This is a genomic window from Rubrimonas cliftonensis, assembly GCF_900107585.1.
Taxonomy (GTDB): Bacteria; Pseudomonadota; Alphaproteobacteria; order Rhodobacterales; family Rhodobacteraceae; genus Rubrimonas; species Rubrimonas cliftonensis.
The window spans coordinates 115,550-132,274 of sequence record NZ_FNQM01000009.1 but is presented as its reverse complement, the minus strand read 5'-3'; the positions used below and the strand labels follow the sequence as shown (position 1 = coordinate 132,274).

Below are 16,725 nucleotides of genomic sequence, written 5' to 3'. Positions count from 1 at the left end.
CGTGCGCCGTCGCGCCGCGATCAAGCCGCGCGCCGCAGAAGTCCCCCGTCGGGGCCGGCGGCGGCGGCCGAGCCCCGTAAGGGGCGCGGCCGACCTTCAGATCGACAGCTCAGGCGGAAGCGCCGTCGCGCTTCTCGGCGTAGATCTGGAGCGGCTTCGCCTTCCCGTCGATGACTTCCTCGTTGACGACGACTTCCTCGACGCCGTCAAGATCGGGCAGATTGAACATCGACTCCAGCAGCACGTCCTCGAGGATCGACCGCAGGCCGCGGGCGCCCGTCTTGCGCTCGATGGCGCGGCGGGCGACGGCCTTCAGCGCCTCCTTGGTGAAGGAGAGCTTCACGCTCTCCATCTCGAACAGGCGCTGATACTGCTTCACCAGCGCGTTCTTCGGCTCGGTCAGAATCGTCACCAGCGCTTCCTCGTCGAGGTCGCGCAGAGTGGCGATCACGGGCAGGCGGCCGACGAACTCGGGGATCAGACCGAACTTCAGCAGATCCTCCGGCTCCAGCGCCATGAGCAGCTCGCCGGTCTTCTTGTCGTCCTCTGCGCGGACATTGGCCCCGAAGCCCATCGCCGAGCCCTTGTTGCGCTGGGCGATGATCCGCTCCAGCCCCGCGAAGGCGCCGCCGCAGATGAACAGGATGTTGGTCGTGTCGACCTGCAGGAACTCCTGCTGGGGATGCTTGCGCCCGCCCTGCGGCGGCACGGAGGCGACCGTGCCCTCCATGATCTTCAGGAGCGCCTGCTGCACGCCCTCGCCGGACACGTCGCGCGTGATCGAGGGATTATCCGATTTGCGGCTGATCTTGTCGACCTCGTCGATGTAGACGATGCCGCGCTGCGCGCGCTCCACGTTGTAGTCGGCCGACTGCAGCAGCTTGAGGATAATGTTCTCGACGTCCTCGCCGACATAGCCGGCCTCGGTTAGCGTCGTGGCGTCGGCCATCGTGAACGGCACGTCGAGGATGCGCGCCAGCGTCTGCGCCAGCAGCGTCTTGCCGCAGCCGGTGGGGCCGATCAGCAGGATGTTGGACTTCGCCAGTTCGACGTCGGACGACTTCGCCGCGTGATTCAGGCGCTTGTAGTGGTTGTGCACCGCGACCGACAGCACGCGCTTGGCCACCGTCTGGCCGATCACATAGTCGTCCAGCACCTTGCAGATGTGCTTCGGGCTCGGCACGCCGTCGGTGGACCGGACGAGACCGCTCTTGGTCTCCTCGCGGATGATGTCCATGCAGAGCTCGACGCATTCGTCGCAGATGAACACCGTCGGGCCGGCGATGAGCTTGCGAACCTCGTGCTGGGATTTGCCGCAGAAGGAGCAGTAGAGCGTGCTCTTCGCATCGCCGCCGGTGGTCTTGCTCATGCCTTCACTCCTCTGGCGTCAGCGGCGCGGCGGATGTCTCCGTCGCGCCGTCGCGTCTCTGTCATAGGAACACGCCCGGGGGTGGGGTTCAAGCGCGCGCCGTGGTGAATGACGCCGCGCTCAGGCTTCACCTTCGGGCGCCTCCCGCTTGGACACGATCTCGTCAACGAGCCCCCATTCCTTGGCCGCCTCGGCGGTCATGAAGTTGTCGCGATCAAGCGCCTTCTCGACCGTGTCGTAATCCTGCCCCGTGTGCTTTTCGTAAATGCGGTTGAGACGCTCCTTCAGCTCAAGGATCTCCTTGGCGTGAAGCGCGATGTCGGAGGCCTGCCCCTGGAAGCCGCCGGAGGGCTGGTGCACCATGACGCGGCTGTTGGGCAGCGAGAAGCGCATCCCCTTCTCGCCGGCGCAGAGCAGCAGCGAGCCCATCGAGGCGGCCTGGCCGATCACCAGCGTCGAGACCTTCGGGCGGATGTACTGCATCGTGTCATAGATCGACAGGCCGGACGAGACGACGCCGCCGGGGCTGTTGATGTACATGGCGATGTCTTTCTTCGGATTCTCGGCTTCGAGAAACAGAAGCTGCGCGACCATGAGCGTGGACATGCCGTCATGCACCGGCCCGGAGAGGAAGATGATCCGCTCCTTCAGCAGCCGGGAATAGATGTCGTAGGCTCTCTCGCCCCGGCTGGTCTGTTCGACCACCATCGGGACGAGGGTGTTCATGTAGACGTCGATCGGATCACGTTCGCGCATCGCAGCGGCCTTTGCGGGTAGAGGAAGCGCGACGCGGGAAAGCGCCGCCGCAGGTCAGTCCTAATTGCTGCCCGTGCCCCCGGCAAGGTTTGGCGCGCGCCGCAACCTCGGCGGGTTGCGGCGCGTGGCGGAAACCTCCGCGCGCCGCCGGCGGAGTGGGGCCGCGGCTCCCCGGAGCACGCGCGCCGGACGGCCCCTGCGTCGAACGACAAAGAAACCTGACACCATTTTTGTAAATTTATCTTGACAGCACCCCCAAGCGGGCCAAGCATCGCGCTTGTCCGGCGAGAGGGGTCGGCGCGTGCGAGAACCTGCCGGCGGGAGGGCGCGCCCCCGGCATGATGTCCCCCTGCGCCCCGCGCCGACGAAACCCCTCGAAGCGGTCATCCGTGATGATGTTCACTCTGGGAGGGGAGACGACCATGCCTGAACAAAACTCCGTCATGAATCCTAACGGGATTTCAGACGACGAAGCGAAGGAGATCCACGGCTACTTCGTGCGCGGCGTGCAGGTGTGGGCGGCCGTCGCCTTCATCGCGCACGTTCTCGTCTGGCAGTGGCTGCCATGGTTCCCGGGCTGACGCCCGACCGCGAACCCAAGCGCCACCCCGCGCGAAAGCGCATTCGGAAAGCCCGCGCTCAGGCGCATTCGGAAAGGACGAGACGATGAATGACCTTTGGAAGATCTGGCGTCACATCACGCCGCGCGAAGGCGTCTTGGGGCTCCTGGTCCTGATGCTCGCGTCGTTCCTGATCCATGTGATGGTGGTGTCACTGTCGGAACGCTATGTGACTGGCCTGCTGGGCTGAGCCGGCCCGGGCGTCGCCCCCTCGCCTTGGCGGGCGACGCCAACCACTCGCCTTGACGACCACTCGCCTTGACGGGCGACGCCAACCCCTCGCCTTGATGGGCGGCGCCGTCCCGGCGCTGCTGGCGGGCGACGCCGTCCCGGCGCGGGCGCAGCCGTCGCTTCACGCCTCGTCGAGCTTGTCGAACTCGGCCTGCAGCTCGTCCTTGGTGACGGTCCGCTCGGTGATCGTCGCGAGTTCGAGGATGTAGTCGATGACCTTGTCCTCGTAGAGCGGCGCGCGGATCTGGGCGAGCGCCTGCTCGTTCTGGCGCACGAAGTCGAAGAACGCGCGCTCCTGACCGGGATACTGGCGCGCCTGCGCCATGATCGCCTGCGTCATCTCCTCGTTGGAGATGCGGACCTCGGCGGTCTTGCCGACCTCGGCCAGCAGCAGGCCCAGCCCGACGCGCCGACGCGCGAGCTTGAGGTGCTCCTCGTCGGGCTCGATCTCGGGGTGGTCGTGGCCCTGAACGTCCTTGTGCTCCTCGTGCCAGAGCTGGTGGGCGATCTGCTTGGCCTCAATGTCGACCAGCGACTCGGGCAGGTCGAACTCGGCCCTCTCGTCCAGCGCGTCGAGCAGGCGGCGCTTGAGCAGCGCGCGGGCGGCGCCCTTGTACTCCTCGCCCAGCCGCTCGCGGATCTGGCCCTTCAGCGCCTCCAGATCCTCGGCGCCGAACTTCTGCGCGAGCGCGTCGTCGACCTGCGCCGGAACAGGCCCGCGGACCTCCTTGACCGTGCAGGCGAAGACCGCGTCCCTGCCGGCGAGGTTGGGCGCGCCGTAATTCTCGGGGAAGCTGACCTTGACCTCGCGCTCCTCGCCCGCCGCGGCGCCGACGAGCTGCGGCTCGAAGCCGGGGATGAAGCTGTTGGAGCCGATGACGAGCGGATAGTCCTCCGCCGCGCCGCCCTCGAACTTCTCGCCGTCGACGCTGCCGACGAAGTCGATCACGACCTGGTCGCCCTCGGCCGCGGCGCCTTCCTTTGCCTCGAAGTTCTCGGCCGTCCTGGCGAGGTTGTCGAGCGCCTCGCCCACCGCGCCGTCCTCGACCTCCGCGACCAGCCGCTCCAGCGAGATGGAGCGGAAGTCGATCTCGGGGATCTCGGGCAGGCGCTCGTAGGCGATCTCGATGTCGAGGTCGTCGCCTTCCTTGAAGTCCTCGTTCGCGATCTTGATGTCGGGCTGCGAGGCGGGCTGGTCGCCGGTCGTCTCGAAGTGGCTGCGCAGCGCGTCGTCGACGGTCTCCTGCACGGCCTCGCCCAGCACGCTCTTGCCGAACATCTTCTTCAGCAGCGGCACCGGCGCCTTGCCCTTGCGGAAGCCCTTCATCTGGAAGTCCGCCCGCACGGCCTCCAGCTTCTCGGCGACCTTCTCGCCCAGCGCGGCGGCGGGCACCTTGACGGCGTAGGCCCGCTTGAGGCCCTCGGCCCTGGTTTCCGTCACCTGCATCTCACCACCCCTGTTCCGACAGCCATCACCGGCCGCATCTTTCCGCGGCCGCGGCGTGTCCTGGTGCGGACGGAGGGACTTGAACCCCCACGCCTTGCGGCACGAGAACCTAAATCTCGCGTGTCTACCAGTTTCACCACGCCCGCGTGTTCCGAGGCCCCATTAGCGCGTGCTTGGACCGGCGCCAAGAACCCCCATCGCTAGAAAGCGCGCGATCGGAAATCCGGCGCGGCCATGCGGGCGAAGACGCCCGGCAGCGCGTCGGGCAGGTCTTCGGCGATCAGACCGGGGCCGACGGCGCGGGCCGCCTCGACATGGAGCCATGCGGCCTCGGCCGCGGCGACCTCGGCGCTCCAACCGCGGGCCATGAGGCCGACGAGGACGCCGGCCAGCACGTCGCCGGCCCCGGCGGTGGCGAGCCAGGGCGCGGCGCGGGCGTAGGCGGCGGCGGAGACGACGGCCGCGCCGTCCGGCGTCGCGATCGCCGTGTCGGGCCCCTTCAGCAGGACGACGCACCCCGCCCGCGCCGCCGCCCGCGCCGCAGCGTCCACGCGCGAGAACGCCGGCCCGCGCCGGGGCGGCGCGCGCAGCGCATCGGCGATGTCGGGAAAGAGCGCGGCGAACTCGCCCATGTGCGGCGTCAGGACAGTGCGCGGATGCGTCATCGCCCACAGCGCGGCGGGGTCGTCGCGGAAGCTGGTGAGCGCGTCCGCGTCAAGCGTGACGGCGCGGCCCGAGCCGAGCGCGGCGGCCGTGAGCGCCCGCGCCCGCGCCCCGACGCCGAGGCCCATGCCCAGCGCGACGGCCGAGACGCGCGGATCGGCCAGCGCCTCGGTCAGCGCGGCGGCGTCGGCGACCGGGCGCAGCATCACCGCGTCCAGCCGCGCCGCGTTCTCGATCAGCGCCGCGGGCGGCGGGCAGAGCGTGACAAGCCCCGCCCCCGCCCTGAGCGCCGCCCGCGCCGCCAGCCGCGCCGCGCCGCCGCGGCCGACCCCGCCGGCGAGAACCAGCGCGTGGCCGTGGGAATACTTGTGGCCCGGGCGCTTCAGATGCGCCGGGCCGGGCGCGGCGAGCCGCGCGCGGCCGGCGGCCGCGTCGCGCCAGGGCGCGAGCCCGATGTCGCCCACGGCCAGCGCGCCGCAGGTCTCGGGGCCTTCGGCGAGGACGTGGCCGAGCTTGGCTGCGTGGAACGTGACGGTCAGAGCAGCCGCCCCGGCGAAATAGCGCGGGCACAGCAGGCGGCCGCTGTCGAGACACAGGCCGGAGGGCGCGTCGATGGCGACGACGCGGCCGGCGAGCGCCTCCGGCCCGCCGAACCGGGCGAGCGACGCCTCCAGCGCCGCCATGGTCTCGTCGCCGAGGGGCCGGTTCAGCCCGGTTCCGAAGACGGCGTCGATCACCAGCGCAGGCGGCTCGTCTCCGGGGCCGTCGACAGAGCCGAGCGGCAGGGTCCGCCCGATCCGCGCCCAGCGGCGCTGCGCCTGCGCGGCGTCGCCCGTCAGCGCGGCGACGTCGCCAAGCAGGCGCGCCTCGACCGTCCAGCCGCGCTCGGCGAGCAGGCGCGCCACCACGAAGCCGTCGCCGCCGTTGGCCCCCGGTCCACAGAGCGCGAGCGCGGTGCGGCGGCCGGCCTCGACCCCGGGCGGCCGCGCGCGGATCGCCTCGGCCGCGAACCCGCCGGCGCGCTCCATCAGTTCCGCGCCCGAGACGGCCCCTGAAGAAATGGCGGCCGCCTCGACGGCGCGCATCTGGGCGGCGGTCAGCAAATCTTCGGACATTCCACGCTCCCGCCCGGCTCCCGCAGTTGAAATTGCACAAACGTTGCGCAATCTGCCTACAATCGCGGCGCCGAAGCCGGATTCGGCGCCGCTCCCTGCGTCGCGCCATCCGGCCCCATTGAAATGGACGGGCCGAAATGCTCCGCATCTGTGGCGCAAGCGCCGCAAGGCGCAGGCTGGCGCCCGCTGACATATGAGGGAAGCGTGAAGATGAAGAAGATCGAGGCGGTCATCAAGCCGTTCAAGCTCGACGAGGTGAAGGAAGCCCTCCAGGAAATCGGCATCCAGGGCCTCAGCGTGATCGAGGCGAAGGGATTCGGCCGCCAGAAGGGGCATACCGAGCTTTATCGCGGCGCCGAATACGTTGTCGATTTTCTGCCCAAGGTGAAGATCGAGGTCGTCGTGTCGGACAGCCAGTGCGAGCAGGTCGTCGACGTCATCGTAGCCGCGGCGCGGACGGGCAAGATCGGCGACGGCAAGATCTTCGTATCAACGGTCGAGCATGTGGTGCGCATCCGCACCGGAGAGGAAGGCGCCGACGCGCTCTGACGCGCGGGCGCATGAATTCAAACAAGGCTGCTGTCGGTAAAGAGGGAACGAAATGAGCGACGTCAAGAAAGTCCTGCAGATGATCAAGGATGAGGAGGTCGCCTACGTCGACATCCGCTTCACCGATCCTCGCGGCAAGCTGCAGCATGTCACCGTGCTCGAAGACCAGGTCGACGAGGACTTCCTCGCCGAAGGTTTCATGTTCGACGGCTCGTCGATCGCCGGCTGGAAGTCGATCGACCAGTCCGACATGAAGCTGATGCCGGACCTGTCCTCGGTCTACATGGACCCGTTCTTCGCCGAGAAGACGCTCTGCGTGCACTGCGACGTGCTCGAACCCGACACCGGCGAGCGTTACGAGCGCGACCCGCGCGGCACCGCCAGGAAGGCCGAGGCCTACCTGCAGTCCTCCGGCATCGGCGACGCTGCCTATTTCGGCCCAGAGGCCGAGTTCTTCGTGTTCGACGACGTGCGCTTCCAGGTCTCGATCAACAAGGTATCCTACCAGGTCGACGCCGAGGACGGCTCCTGGAACTCCGACCGCGAGTTCGAGGGCGGCAACATGGGCCACCGGCCTGGCGTGAAGGGCGGCTACTTCCCCGTCCCGCCGACCGACATCGCGCAGGACCTGCGCTCCGAGATGCTCTCGACCATGAAGCAGATCGGCATGAAGGTGGACAAGCACCACCACGAGGTCGCGTCCTGCCAGCATGAGCTCGGCCTGATCTTCTCGACCCTGACCGATCAGGCCGACCAGCTCCAGAAGTACAAGTACGTCATCCACAACGTGGCGCACGCCTACGGCAAGACGGCGACCTTCATGCCGAAGCCGATCGCGGGCGACAACGGCACCGGCATGCACGTCAACATGTCGATCTGGAAGGACGGCAAGCCGCTGTTCGCCGGCGACAAGTACGCCGACCTCAGCCAGGAGGCGCTGTGGTACATCGGCGGCGTGCTGAAACACGCCCGCGCGCTGAACGCCTTCACCAACCCCGGCACGAACTCCTACAAGCGGCTGATCCCCGGCTTCGAGGCCCCGGTGCTGCTGGCCTACTCGGCCCGCAACCGCTCCGCCTCCTGCCGCATCCCGTGGACGCAGTCGCCGAAGGCGAAGCGCTTCGAGGCCCGCTTCCCCGACCCGTCGGCGAACCCCTACCTCGCCTTCTCGGCGCTGCTGATGGCCGGCATCGACGGCATCAAGAACAAGATCGATCCGGGCGAGCCGGCGGACAAGGATCTCTACGACCTGCCGCCCGAGGAGCTCGCGGGCATCCCCACGGTCTGCGGCTCGCTGCGCGAGGCGCTGGGCGCGCTCGAGGCCGACATGGACTTCCTGCTGGCCGGCGACGTCTTCACCCGCGACCAGATCGAGGGCTACATGGCGCTCAAGTGGGAGGAGGTCTACGCCTACGAGCACACTCCGCACCCCATCGAGTTCAAGATGTACTACAGCTGCTGATCGCGGCTTCGGTTCGGGAAACGCTTCGGGGGGCGGCGCTGCAATGCGCCGCCCCTCTGCTTGCGCGGCGCGCGCAGGCGCATCGGACGTCCGGCGTCGGCCCCGGCGCGCGGCTCGACGCGATCACGAAGCCGTGCGGCGGGTGCGCAGGACGCCGCCGCGCGTTAGGTCGAGAGGCGGAGAGACGTTACACTTCCCCGGCGCGCGCAGCCCGATGACGCCGGCGCGAAGCCAAGGAGCGCGAACGATGCAGATCACCACACACAGCCGCCGTTCCCTGCTGCTCGGCGCCGGCGCCGCCGCCGGCGTTCTCGCCGTGGGGTCAACCGGACTGATGCGGCCCGCGAGCGCCTCGACCGGGTTCGAACCCACGCAGACCATGCGCGGCGGCAGCAACAACTATCGGCCCGGCGCGCCCTTCGTGGAGCGTCTTGGCGAGGGCTTCTGGATGTCGGGCGCGGTGCGCCGCGCCGGCGACGGCGCCCCCCTGGCGGGCGTGCGCATCCAGATCTGGGCGGCGACGACGCTGGGCGGCGAGCGCGAGCCCGCCAACCATGGCAGCGTGCTGACGGCGGAGGACGGCTCCTACCGGCTGGAGATGCCGCAGATCGTGCCGAATTTCGGCCAGCCGCACGCGCATCTGGCCTATGACGACGGCGCTTTCCAGACAGTGTTCCTGCGCCCGGTGATGCCCAGCGCCAGCGACACGAGCCTGTCCGCGGACTTCGTGCTGGCCCCGGCGTAGGCGCGGCGCACGCGCGACATGGCGGAGAACGCGCGCAGCGGCGCGGCGCGGCTGCTCGCCTGGGCGGCGCTCGCCGCAGCGATGATCGCGCCCGTCGCGGTCGCGGCGACCAGCCCGCTGCTGGCGAGCCGCGGCGCGCCCTACGTCATCGCGGGCCTCGCCGGCGCGGCGGGGCTGGCGCTGCTGCTGGCGCAGCCGCTGCTCGCGGCGGGATACCTTCCGGGACTTCGCGCCGCGACGGAGCGGCGGCTGCACCGCCGGGTGGGGGCCGGGATCGCGCTGGCGGTGGCGCTGCATGTCGGCGGCCTCTACGTCACCAGCCCGCCGGACGCGCTCGATGCGCTGCTGCTGGTCTCGCCGACGCCCTTCTCGGTCTATGGCGTTGCGGCGATGTGGGCGCTGATCGCCACGGCGGCGCTGGTGGCGCTGCGAGGCAGGCTCGGGCTGCGCCCGGCGGCGTGGCGCATCGCCCATAACGTGCTGGCGGTGGTCATCGTGATCGGCTCGGTCGTCCATGCGATGCTGATCGAGGGCACGATGGGCGCGCTCTCCAAGACGGTGCTCTGCGGCGCGGTGCTTGCCGCCACGGCGGTCGCGGTCGTCCATCTGCGGGTGCTGAGGCCGATGCGGCGCAGGCGCGCGCAGGCGCCGGGCGCCGGCTGACGGCGCGCGGGCTCAGCCCTCCGCCAGCACGCCTTCGGCCCAGAGCGCGACGGCGGCGGTCTCGGCGTCGCGCCAGATCGGGCCGACAACCTGCACGCCCAGCGGCAGGCCGCGGGGGCCGGTTCCAGCGGGCAGGGTGAGCGCCGGGCCGCCGAGAAGCGTCCAGACGCGGTTGAAGGAGGAGTCGCCGGTGCTCGCAAGGCCCTCGGGCGCCTCGCCCGGCGCGCTGAGCGTCAGCACGACGTCGAAATCCTCGAAGAAACCCGCCATGGCGGCCTGCGCCCTGACGACGCGGCGCATGTGGGCGGCGTGGTCGCGCGAGTCGACGCCGCGGCCCTCCTCGATGAGCGCCTGGAGCGGCGCGCTGAGACTTTCCCAGGCCGCCGCGACCTCCCACGCCAGCGCCTTCGCGCCTTCATGCGCCATGACCGCCTGCTGCACGGGGAGCAGGCCACGGCAGGCCTCGGGCAGGTCGACGTTGCGCACCGCGGCGCCGGCGCGGGCGAAGCGGCCGGCGGCGTCCTCCAGCGCGGCGTGGGCCTCTGGCGTGGCGGGCCCCCATTCGGCGCCGCGCACGACGGCGATGCGGGGGGCTGCGGCGGCCGGCGTCAGCTCGACAAGGTCGCGCCGGCCGGCCATGGCGCCGATAAAGCGCGCGGCGCCGGCGACGTCGCGCGCGAAGCCGCCGATGGTGTCGAGCGTCTCGGAGAAGAGCGCGAGGCCGCTGCGGCTGACGAGGCCGCGGCTCGGCTTGAAGCCGACGACGCCGCAGAAGGCGGCGGGGCGGATGATCGATCCCGCGGTCTGCGTGCCGGTGGCGTAGTCCGCCCCGCCCGCCGCGACCGAGGCCGCCGAACCGCTGGACGACCCGCCCGGCGTGTGGGCGGGGTTCAGCGGATGCGTCGTCGGGCCGGGGTGCATGTAGGCGAACTCGGTGGTGACGCTCTTGCCGACGATAACGCCCCCGGCGGCGCGGATGGCGGCGACGGCGGCGGCGTCGCGGCCCGGCCTCCGGCCGGCGTGGATGGGCGAGCCGCATCCGGTCGGCATGTCGGCGGTGTCGAAGATGTCCTTGATCGCGACGACGGCGCCGCAGAGCGGGCCGGAGTCGCCGCTGGCGTCGAGCGTGCGCGCGGCCGCAAGCGCGGCGTCCGGATCGAGATGCGCGTAGGCCCGCAGGACCGGCTCGCGCGCGGCGATGGCGGCGAGGCGCGCCGCCACGCGTTCGGAGATGGGGCCTTCGGTCCGCGCCTGCGTCATGCCGTCTCGCTCCTTCTGAGGTTTCAGCCCCGCGCCATCGGACCGCCGAGCGCGGCCTCGAGCGCAGCGCCGGCGCGCAGCACGGCCGCCTCGCCGAACGCCGGACCGGCGATCTGGAAGCCGATCGGCAGGCCGTCGCCGTCGACGCCGCAGGGCAGCGAGAGCGCCGGCAGGCCCAGCAGGTTCCACGGATAGGTCAGCCGCCACGAGACCGCCAGCACGCTCTCGCTCCGGCCGCCGATGTCGACGCTGCGCTCGCCCATGCGCCAGGCCGTCAGCGGCAGCGTCGGGCCTGCGACCACGTCGACGTCGGCGAAGCGCGCGGCGAAGACCTCCCCCAGCCGGCGGCGGTAGCGCTCGGCCTGCAGGTAGTCGGCGCCGGAGACGAGGCGGCCCATCTCCACCAGCAGCCGGACGTCGGGCTCGAAGCCCGCGACGCGGCCCTCGCGCAGCCGCCGGTCATGCCAGGCCGTGGAGGACGCCAGCTCGATGGCGAAGATGGCGCCGAGGCCGACGGAAAGCTCCGGCGCGTCGAACTCCACGATCCGCGCGCCGGCGGCGACGAGCGCGGCTAGCGCGGCGTCAGCGGCCCGCTCGACGGCGGGCGTCAGCCCTTCGAAGAAGTGACGGTGGCAGACGCCGACGCGCAGGCCCGCGACGGAGGCGCCGGGCGCGGCGGCGGCGGCGAGGCCCGGCGCGGCCAGCCCCGCACAGCCGGGGTCGTCGGGGTCGGGGCCGGCCATCGCCTCGGTCAGCAGCGCGGCGTCGGCGACCGAGGCCGCGAGCGGCCCGGCGTGGTCGAGCGACCAGCTGTGCGGCACGATCCCTCCGCGCCCGATCAGGCCGAAGGTCGGCTTCAGCCCGACGCAGCCGCAGAGGCTCGCGGGGATGCGGATCGAGCCGCCGGTGTCGGAGCCGAGCGCGGCGGCGCAGAGACCGGCCGCCACCGCTGCGCCGGAACCGCCCGAGGAGCCGCCGGGCACGCGCGAGAGGTCGCGCGGGTTGGCGGTCGGCGGCGTCTCCATGCCCCAGGCGAACTGGTGCATCCGCGTCTTGCCGATCAGCACCGCGCCCGCCGCGCGCAGCCGCGCCACGGCGGTCGCGTCGCGCAGGGGAAAGGCCTCGCCGGGGGCCCCCGCGGTCGTCGGCATGTCGGCGGTGAGATGGTTGTCCTTGACGCCGATGGGAACGCCGTGGAGCGGCCCGCGCCAGCGCCCCGCGGCGATCTCGGCCTGCGCGGCCTCGGCGGCCGCCCGGGCGTGGGCGTTGAGGTGGACGAAGCTGTGCAGCGCGCCGTCCAGCGCGCCGATGCGCTCGAGATACGCGTCCAGCAGGTCGACCGGCGACAGCGCGCCGTCGCGGATCAGCGGCACCAGCTCGGCGATGGAGAGCCGCCAGGGCGCATCCGCGGCGCTCATCGCTGGCGCTCCGGCGCGAAGACGACGGCGGGCGCTGTCTCGCCGAGGTCGAAGGCGCGCAGGCGGTCGATCTCCGCTCGGATCTCCGAGAAGGCGGCGGCGACCTCGCGCAGCCGTTCCGGCGGCAGGTCTAGGCCGGTCAGAAGGGCGGGGTCGAGCGGATCGGCGGCGTCATCCATGGTCTGGCTCCGGGGCGCGTCAGGGGTCGCGCGAGCCGCCGCCGGCGGGGCGGTCGGGCGGCGAGCGCAGCAGCATCTCCACCACCGCGTCGGGGGCGGGCGTCGTCGGGCCGCCGCGCCGGGGCATCCCCGCGACGAAGGGGGCGAGCTGCGCGGTCGCGACGGTCAGCACGCGGCGCAGCTCAGCTATCGGCGCGGCGTGCTCGTCCACGCGCAGGTCGACGCGCGGGTAGCTCTCGGCGGTCGTCACCATCAGCGCCGCCGCCTGCCGGCCCCGGCGGTCGCCGCCGGCGGCCTGCGCGGCCTCCAGCGCGCGCATCAGGCGCTCCTCCAGCGGCGCGGCGGGGTCGCCGGCGAAGGCGTCGGACATGGCGGCGATCACCTCGGGCCCGGTCAGCATGTTGCCCTGCGCCGCGAAGCTCTCCGCCGGATGCTGGCCGGCCCAGGCGGTGCAGCCCGCGCCGGTCCAGGCCGCGCCGGGGCCGGCGGCGGCGATGGCGCCGATCTGACGAAAGCCGGCGGCGTCGTCCGCGGCGAGCGCGGCCTCCAGCGCCGCCGGGGCCTCGCCGCCGCCGGCCATGGCGTCGAGCGCGGCGTCGGCGAGATAGGGGTTCACCCAGGACTGGGTGCTGACGATCCCGACGCCGGGGAGGAAGCGCAGGCAGACGGCCCCGACCGCGGGCACGGCGGAGGCGACGCAGGCGCCGAGTTCGCCGGTGCGGCCGCAGCGGCCGACGAGCGAGTAGGTGTTGACCTCGAGTCCGCGCATCGTCCTTACACCTTGAGATGATCCGCCAGCGCGCCGGCGGCGGCGGGGTCTCCGGCGGCGCCCTCCTCGATGATCTCGCCAAGCTTCAGCACGGCGTATCGGTCGGCCACCGACAGCGCGAAGGCGAGGTGCTGCTCGACCAGCAGAATGGCGACGCCATGGCCCTCGCGCGCGGCGCGCAGCGCCTCGGCCATGCGGTCGATCATGGTGGGCTGGAGGCCCTCGCTGATCTCGTCGACGAGCATCACCCTCGGCCGGGCCAGCAGCGCGCGGCTCATCAGCAGCATCTTCTGCTCGCCGCCGCTGAGGGTGCCGGCGCGCTGGCGCAGCCGCTCCAGCATCCGCGGGAACACGCCTTCCAATGCGCCGAGGCGGGCGCGGTAGTCGGCGTCGCTCGACACGCCGAGGCGCAGGTTCTCGGCGACCGTCAGATCCTGGAAGATTGTGAACTCCTGCGGCGCGTGCGCGACGCCGGCGCGCGCGACGAGGTGCGGGGCGCGGCCGGTGACGTCCTCTCCGCCCAGCCGCACCCGGCCCTCGCGCGCCGGCAGGAAACCCATCACGGTCTTGAGGAGCGTGCTCTTGCCCATGCCGTTCTTGCCGAGCACGGCGACGATCTCGCCAGGCGCAAGCCGCAGCGAGACGCCGCGCAGCACCATGGCGCCGCCATAGCCCGAGACGAGGCCCTCGACCTCCAGAGCGGGGGCGACGGGCGGGACGTTCACGGCGCCGTCTCCGCCCGCTCGCCGGCGTAGACCGCCTTCACGAGATCGGACGCGACGACCTCCTCCACCGTGCCCTCCATCAGCAGCTCGCCCTGGTGCAGCACCACGACGCGGTCGGAGATCTCGCGCACGAAGTCGAGGTCGTGCTCGATCAGCAGGGTGCAGAGGCCGTGGGCGCGCGCCAGATCGACCAGCACGCCTCCGATGGCGGTGCGCTCGGCCTTGGTCAGCCCCGCGGTCGGCTCGTCCAGCAGCAGCACGTCGGGCTCGGTGGCCAGCACCATGGCGAGCTCCAGCCCGCGCTTCATGCCGTGGGAGAGGTGGCGCGTCTCCAGCCCCAGACGGTCGCTCAGCCCGGTGGCGGACAGGATGTCGAGCGCCGGCTGGGGCAGGTCGAGCGCGAGGCGGCGGGCGAACTTGCGGGCGCCGTCGCGCTTGTAGCGGGCGAGCGTGAGGCATTCGCCGACCGTCAGCGTGTCGAACAGGTTGGTGTTCTGGAAGCTGCGGCCGACGCCGAGCGCGGCGACGGTCTGCGGCGCGCCGCGGCCGATCTCGACGCCATTGACGTGGACCCTGCCGCCGGTGCGCTCGCCGCCGTCCGAGAGGCAGCGCATCAGCGTCGTCTTGCCGGCGCCGTTAGGCCCGACGATGGAGAGGATGGCGCCGGCCTGCGCCTCGAAGCTCACGCCGTCGAGCACCTTGAGGCTGCCGTACCGGCGCGAGAGGTTCTCGACCTTCAGCGGCGCGGCGACGCCTTCCCGCGTCTCGGCGCGCGCCGGCGCGGGCGCCAGCGCAAGCGGCGACGGGGCCGCCGGCCCGCGCCCCAGCAGCCGCCGCGCACCGGAGGCGACCACCGGCGCGACGCCCTGCGGCAGCAGCACGATCACCGCGACGAAGGCGATCCCGATCAGCAGCGACCACAGAAACGGCAGCGCGCCGGTGAGGTAGGACGCCGTCACGTCGATCCCCAGCGTCCCCAGCACCGGCCCGATGAGCGTGCCGCGCCCGCCCAGCGCCGTCCAGATCAGCAGCTCGGTGCCGAGCAGGAAGCCGCCGAGCTCCGGCGCCACGACATTGGTGAAGGCGGCGTAGCCGAAGCCGGCCCCCGCCCCGACCGCGCCGGAGGCCGCCATCAGCGCGATCTTCACGCCGGAGACCGGCACGCCGAGATAGGCGCAGCGCTCCTCGTTCTCGCGGATCGCCACCAGCAGTCGGCCGAAATCGCTGCGCACGAACAGCCACGCCGCGGCGGTGACGGCCACGAGATAGACCCCGGCGATGGTGAACCATGTCCCGACCGACCAGTAGTAGGTCGGGAACGCCGAGAGCCCGCTGGAGGAGCCGGTGAACCGCCCGCCGGCGAAGATCGCCTGCACCAGCACGATGGGCAGCGCGAGCGTGATGATCGAGGCGTAGAGCGGCGAGGCGCCGTGGTAGAAGGCGAGCCATCCGACCAGAGCCGCCACCCCCGCCGCACCCAGCACGCCGAGCGCCAGCGCGCCGACGGCCCAGCCCGGCCCGAAGCCGTAATGGGTGAAGACCAGCGCGCAGGCGTAGGCGCCGACCCCGAAGAACGCCGACTGGCCGAAGGTCAGCACGCCGGCGTAGCCCCACAGGATGTCCACGCCCACCACGAGGGCGGCGAGAAACAGCGCCCGGATCAGGATGTTGGTGGTGTAGGTGTCGAGCAGGAACGGGCCGGCCGCCACCGCCGCGAGCCCCAGCGCCGAGCCGACCAGCGCGCTGCGCCACGCGCTGCGCACGGGGGTGCGGGCCGTGGCGCCTGACGCGCGCTCGGCTGCGGGCCGGGCCGCGCGGGCGACGGGAGCGGGCTCAACCAAGGCTCAGGCCCTTCGGGTTGATCCGCAGCAGCGCGGCGGCGAGCACCACGATGGTCATGCCGCCGAGAATCGGGCTTACGAAGCTGGAGACGAGCACCTGCGCGCCGCCCAGCAGCAGCGAGGCGAGCATCAAGCTGGGGATCGAGACGCCCGAGACCAGCACCAGCATGAAGGAGTTCACCAGCCAGGGAAGACCCATGTTCGGGTCCACCGACAGCAGCGGCGTGATCAACGCGCCGGCGGCGCAGGCGAGCCCGGCGCCGAGGCCGAAGGTCGTCGCGCGCACCCGGCCGCTGTCGATGCCGAGGCCGCGCGCCAGCGGCTCGTTCATGATCACGGCCCGGGCGTTGAGGCCGAAGCGGGTGAGGTAGAGCAGAGCCGTCAGGCCCGCCCCCACCGCCAGTGCGACGCCGGAGACGACCAGCCGCCACGCGGAATACTCGGTGTCGCCGAGCGGCAGCGTGCCGGTCATCGGGCTCGCGGCGAACTGCACCTCGCGCCCGAAACCCAGCGTGATGAGCTGGGTGATGACGATGCCGAGGCCCCATGTCGCGAGGATGGCGTCGAGCGGCCGGTCGTAGAGCGGGCGCACGATCACCCGTTCGATCAGCAGCCCGGCGCCGAAGCCGAAGGCGAGCGCCGCCGGCGCCGCCAGCCACGGCGAGAGGCCCGCGTCGGTCACGACCATGGCGGTGTAGCCGCCGACAGTGAGAAAGGCGCCATGGGCGAAGTTGATCAGCTTCATGACGCCGAGAATCACCATCAGCCCGGCGGCGACGACGAAGAGGATCAGCGCCGTGGTGACGATGTCGAGCGCGAGGATGGTCATCGGGGCGTCCCGGCCGAGGGGCGGCGCCTGCGCGCCTTGGGGCGGAAGTGACGGCGCCTGCGCGCCTTGGGGGTCTGAGTGGGC

At 71.8% G+C, this 16,725-nt stretch carries 17 protein-coding genes and 1 tRNA gene; 6 read left to right on the top strand and 12 right to left on the bottom strand.

What is annotated here, in order from left to right; translation table 11 throughout:
- Nucleotides 1–109: 109 nt before the first annotated feature.
- Both clpX and clpP read right to left on the bottom strand, forming a co-directional pair.
- Entirely contained in the window at nucleotides 110–1,369 is a 1,260-nt protein-coding gene (gene clpX / locus BLW43_RS14385) for an ATP-dependent Clp protease ATP-binding subunit ClpX (RefSeq protein ID WP_093254497.1), read from the bottom strand.
- A 120-nt stretch (nucleotides 1,370–1,489) separates the two neighbouring features.
- Entirely contained in the window at nucleotides 1,490–2,125 is a 636-nt protein-coding gene (clpP, locus tag BLW43_RS14380; protein WP_093254496.1) for an ATP-dependent Clp endopeptidase proteolytic subunit ClpP, read from the bottom strand.
- Nucleotides 2,126–2,547: 422 nt separating this feature from the next.
- On the opposite strand from clpP, the gene pufB reads away from it, so the two are divergent.
- Nucleotides 2,548–2,706, top strand: a complete 159-nt coding sequence (gene pufB / locus BLW43_RS14375) for a light-harvesting antenna LH1, beta subunit (protein ID WP_175478924.1) — start codon at nucleotides 2,548–2,550, stop codon at nucleotides 2,704–2,706.
- An 85-nt stretch (nucleotides 2,707–2,791) separates the two neighbouring features.
- The gene (locus tag BLW43_RS23615) at nucleotides 2,792–2,935 is read left to right on the top strand and encodes a hypothetical protein (protein ID WP_175478923.1); all 144 of its coding nucleotides are present in this window, start codon (nucleotides 2,792–2,794) and stop codon (nucleotides 2,933–2,935) included.
- A gap of 162 nt (nucleotides 2,936–3,097) precedes the next feature.
- Here the strand turns inward: BLW43_RS23615 and tig are convergent, their stop codons facing one another.
- From tig to BLW43_RS14360, 3 genes are all read right to left on the bottom strand, one after another.
- A complete protein-coding gene (tig, locus tag BLW43_RS14370; RefSeq protein WP_093254492.1) occupies nucleotides 3,098–4,423 on the bottom strand; it encodes a trigger factor in 1,326 nt (441 codons plus the stop codon).
- Between the two features lie 61 nt (nucleotides 4,424–4,484).
- Nucleotides 4,485–4,569: transfer RNA gene (locus BLW43_RS14365), tRNA-Leu, on the bottom strand.
- Nucleotides 4,570–4,623: 54 nt separating this feature from the next.
- Entirely contained in the window at nucleotides 4,624–6,201 is a 1,578-nt protein-coding gene (locus BLW43_RS14360) for an NAD(P)H-hydrate dehydratase (RefSeq protein WP_093254490.1), read from the bottom strand.
- A 210-nt stretch (nucleotides 6,202–6,411) separates the two neighbouring features.
- On the opposite strand from BLW43_RS14360, the gene BLW43_RS14355 reads away from it, so the two are divergent.
- The 4 genes from BLW43_RS14355 (at nucleotide 6,412) to BLW43_RS14340 (ending at nucleotide 9,620) form a co-directional block, all read left to right on the top strand.
- Nucleotides 6,412–6,750 (top strand): P-II family nitrogen regulator, encoded by a 339-nt coding sequence (locus BLW43_RS14355; protein WP_093254534.1) that lies wholly within the window; start codon nucleotides 6,412–6,414, stop codon nucleotides 6,748–6,750.
- 52 nt (nucleotides 6,751–6,802) lie between these two features.
- Nucleotides 6,803–8,212, top strand: coding sequence for a type I glutamate--ammonia ligase (glnA, locus tag BLW43_RS14350; RefSeq protein WP_093254488.1), 1,410 nt, complete (start codon nucleotides 6,803–6,805; stop codon nucleotides 8,210–8,212).
- Between the two features lie 247 nt (nucleotides 8,213–8,459).
- Complete coding sequence (locus tag BLW43_RS14345) at nucleotides 8,460–8,957, top strand: peptidase associated/transthyretin-like domain-containing protein (RefSeq protein WP_093254486.1); 498 nt, start codon at nucleotides 8,460–8,462, stop codon at nucleotides 8,955–8,957.
- An 18-nt stretch (nucleotides 8,958–8,975) separates the two neighbouring features.
- Nucleotides 8,976–9,620, top strand: a complete 645-nt coding sequence (locus BLW43_RS14340) for a ferric reductase-like transmembrane domain-containing protein (protein ID WP_093254484.1) — start codon at nucleotides 8,976–8,978, stop codon at nucleotides 9,618–9,620.
- A gap of 12 nt (nucleotides 9,621–9,632) precedes the next feature.
- Here the strand turns inward: BLW43_RS14340 and BLW43_RS14335 are convergent, their stop codons facing one another.
- The 7 genes from BLW43_RS14335 to BLW43_RS14310 are packed head-to-tail and all read right to left on the bottom strand — an operon-like array spanning nucleotide 9,633 to nucleotide 16,641.
- Nucleotides 9,633–10,880: an amidase gene (locus BLW43_RS14335; RefSeq protein ID WP_093254482.1), complete on the bottom strand. Its 1,248-nt coding sequence runs from the start codon at nucleotides 10,878–10,880 to the stop codon at nucleotides 9,633–9,635.
- A 23-nt stretch (nucleotides 10,881–10,903) separates the two neighbouring features.
- Entirely contained in the window at nucleotides 10,904–12,298 is a 1,395-nt protein-coding gene (locus BLW43_RS14330; protein WP_093254480.1) for an amidase, read from the bottom strand.
- Nucleotides 12,295–12,477: a DUF4089 domain-containing protein gene (locus tag BLW43_RS23610; protein ID WP_175478922.1), complete on the bottom strand. Its 183-nt coding sequence runs from the start codon at nucleotides 12,475–12,477 to the stop codon at nucleotides 12,295–12,297. The genes BLW43_RS14330 and BLW43_RS23610 overlap by 4 nt, the downstream gene beginning before the upstream one ends.
- Nucleotides 12,478–12,496: 19 nt before the next feature.
- Nucleotides 12,497–13,246: a DUF1028 domain-containing protein gene (locus tag BLW43_RS14325; RefSeq protein ID WP_175478921.1), complete on the bottom strand. Its 750-nt coding sequence runs from the start codon at nucleotides 13,244–13,246 to the stop codon at nucleotides 12,497–12,499.
- A 5-nt stretch (nucleotides 13,247–13,251) separates the two neighbouring features.
- Complete coding sequence (locus BLW43_RS14320) at nucleotides 13,252–13,971, bottom strand: ABC transporter ATP-binding protein (protein ID WP_245731054.1); 720 nt, start codon at nucleotides 13,969–13,971, stop codon at nucleotides 13,252–13,254.
- Complete coding sequence (locus BLW43_RS14315) at nucleotides 13,968–15,812, bottom strand: branched-chain amino acid ABC transporter ATP-binding protein/permease (protein ID WP_217632188.1); 1,845 nt, start codon at nucleotides 15,810–15,812, stop codon at nucleotides 13,968–13,970. Before BLW43_RS14315 ends, BLW43_RS14320 begins: the two co-directional genes overlap by 4 nt.
- Nucleotides 15,805–16,641 (bottom strand): branched-chain amino acid ABC transporter permease, encoded by an 837-nt coding sequence (locus tag BLW43_RS14310; protein WP_093254476.1) that lies wholly within the window; start codon nucleotides 16,639–16,641, stop codon nucleotides 15,805–15,807. Before BLW43_RS14310 ends, BLW43_RS14315 begins: the two co-directional genes overlap by 8 nt.
- Nucleotides 16,642–16,725 lie beyond the last annotated feature (84 nt).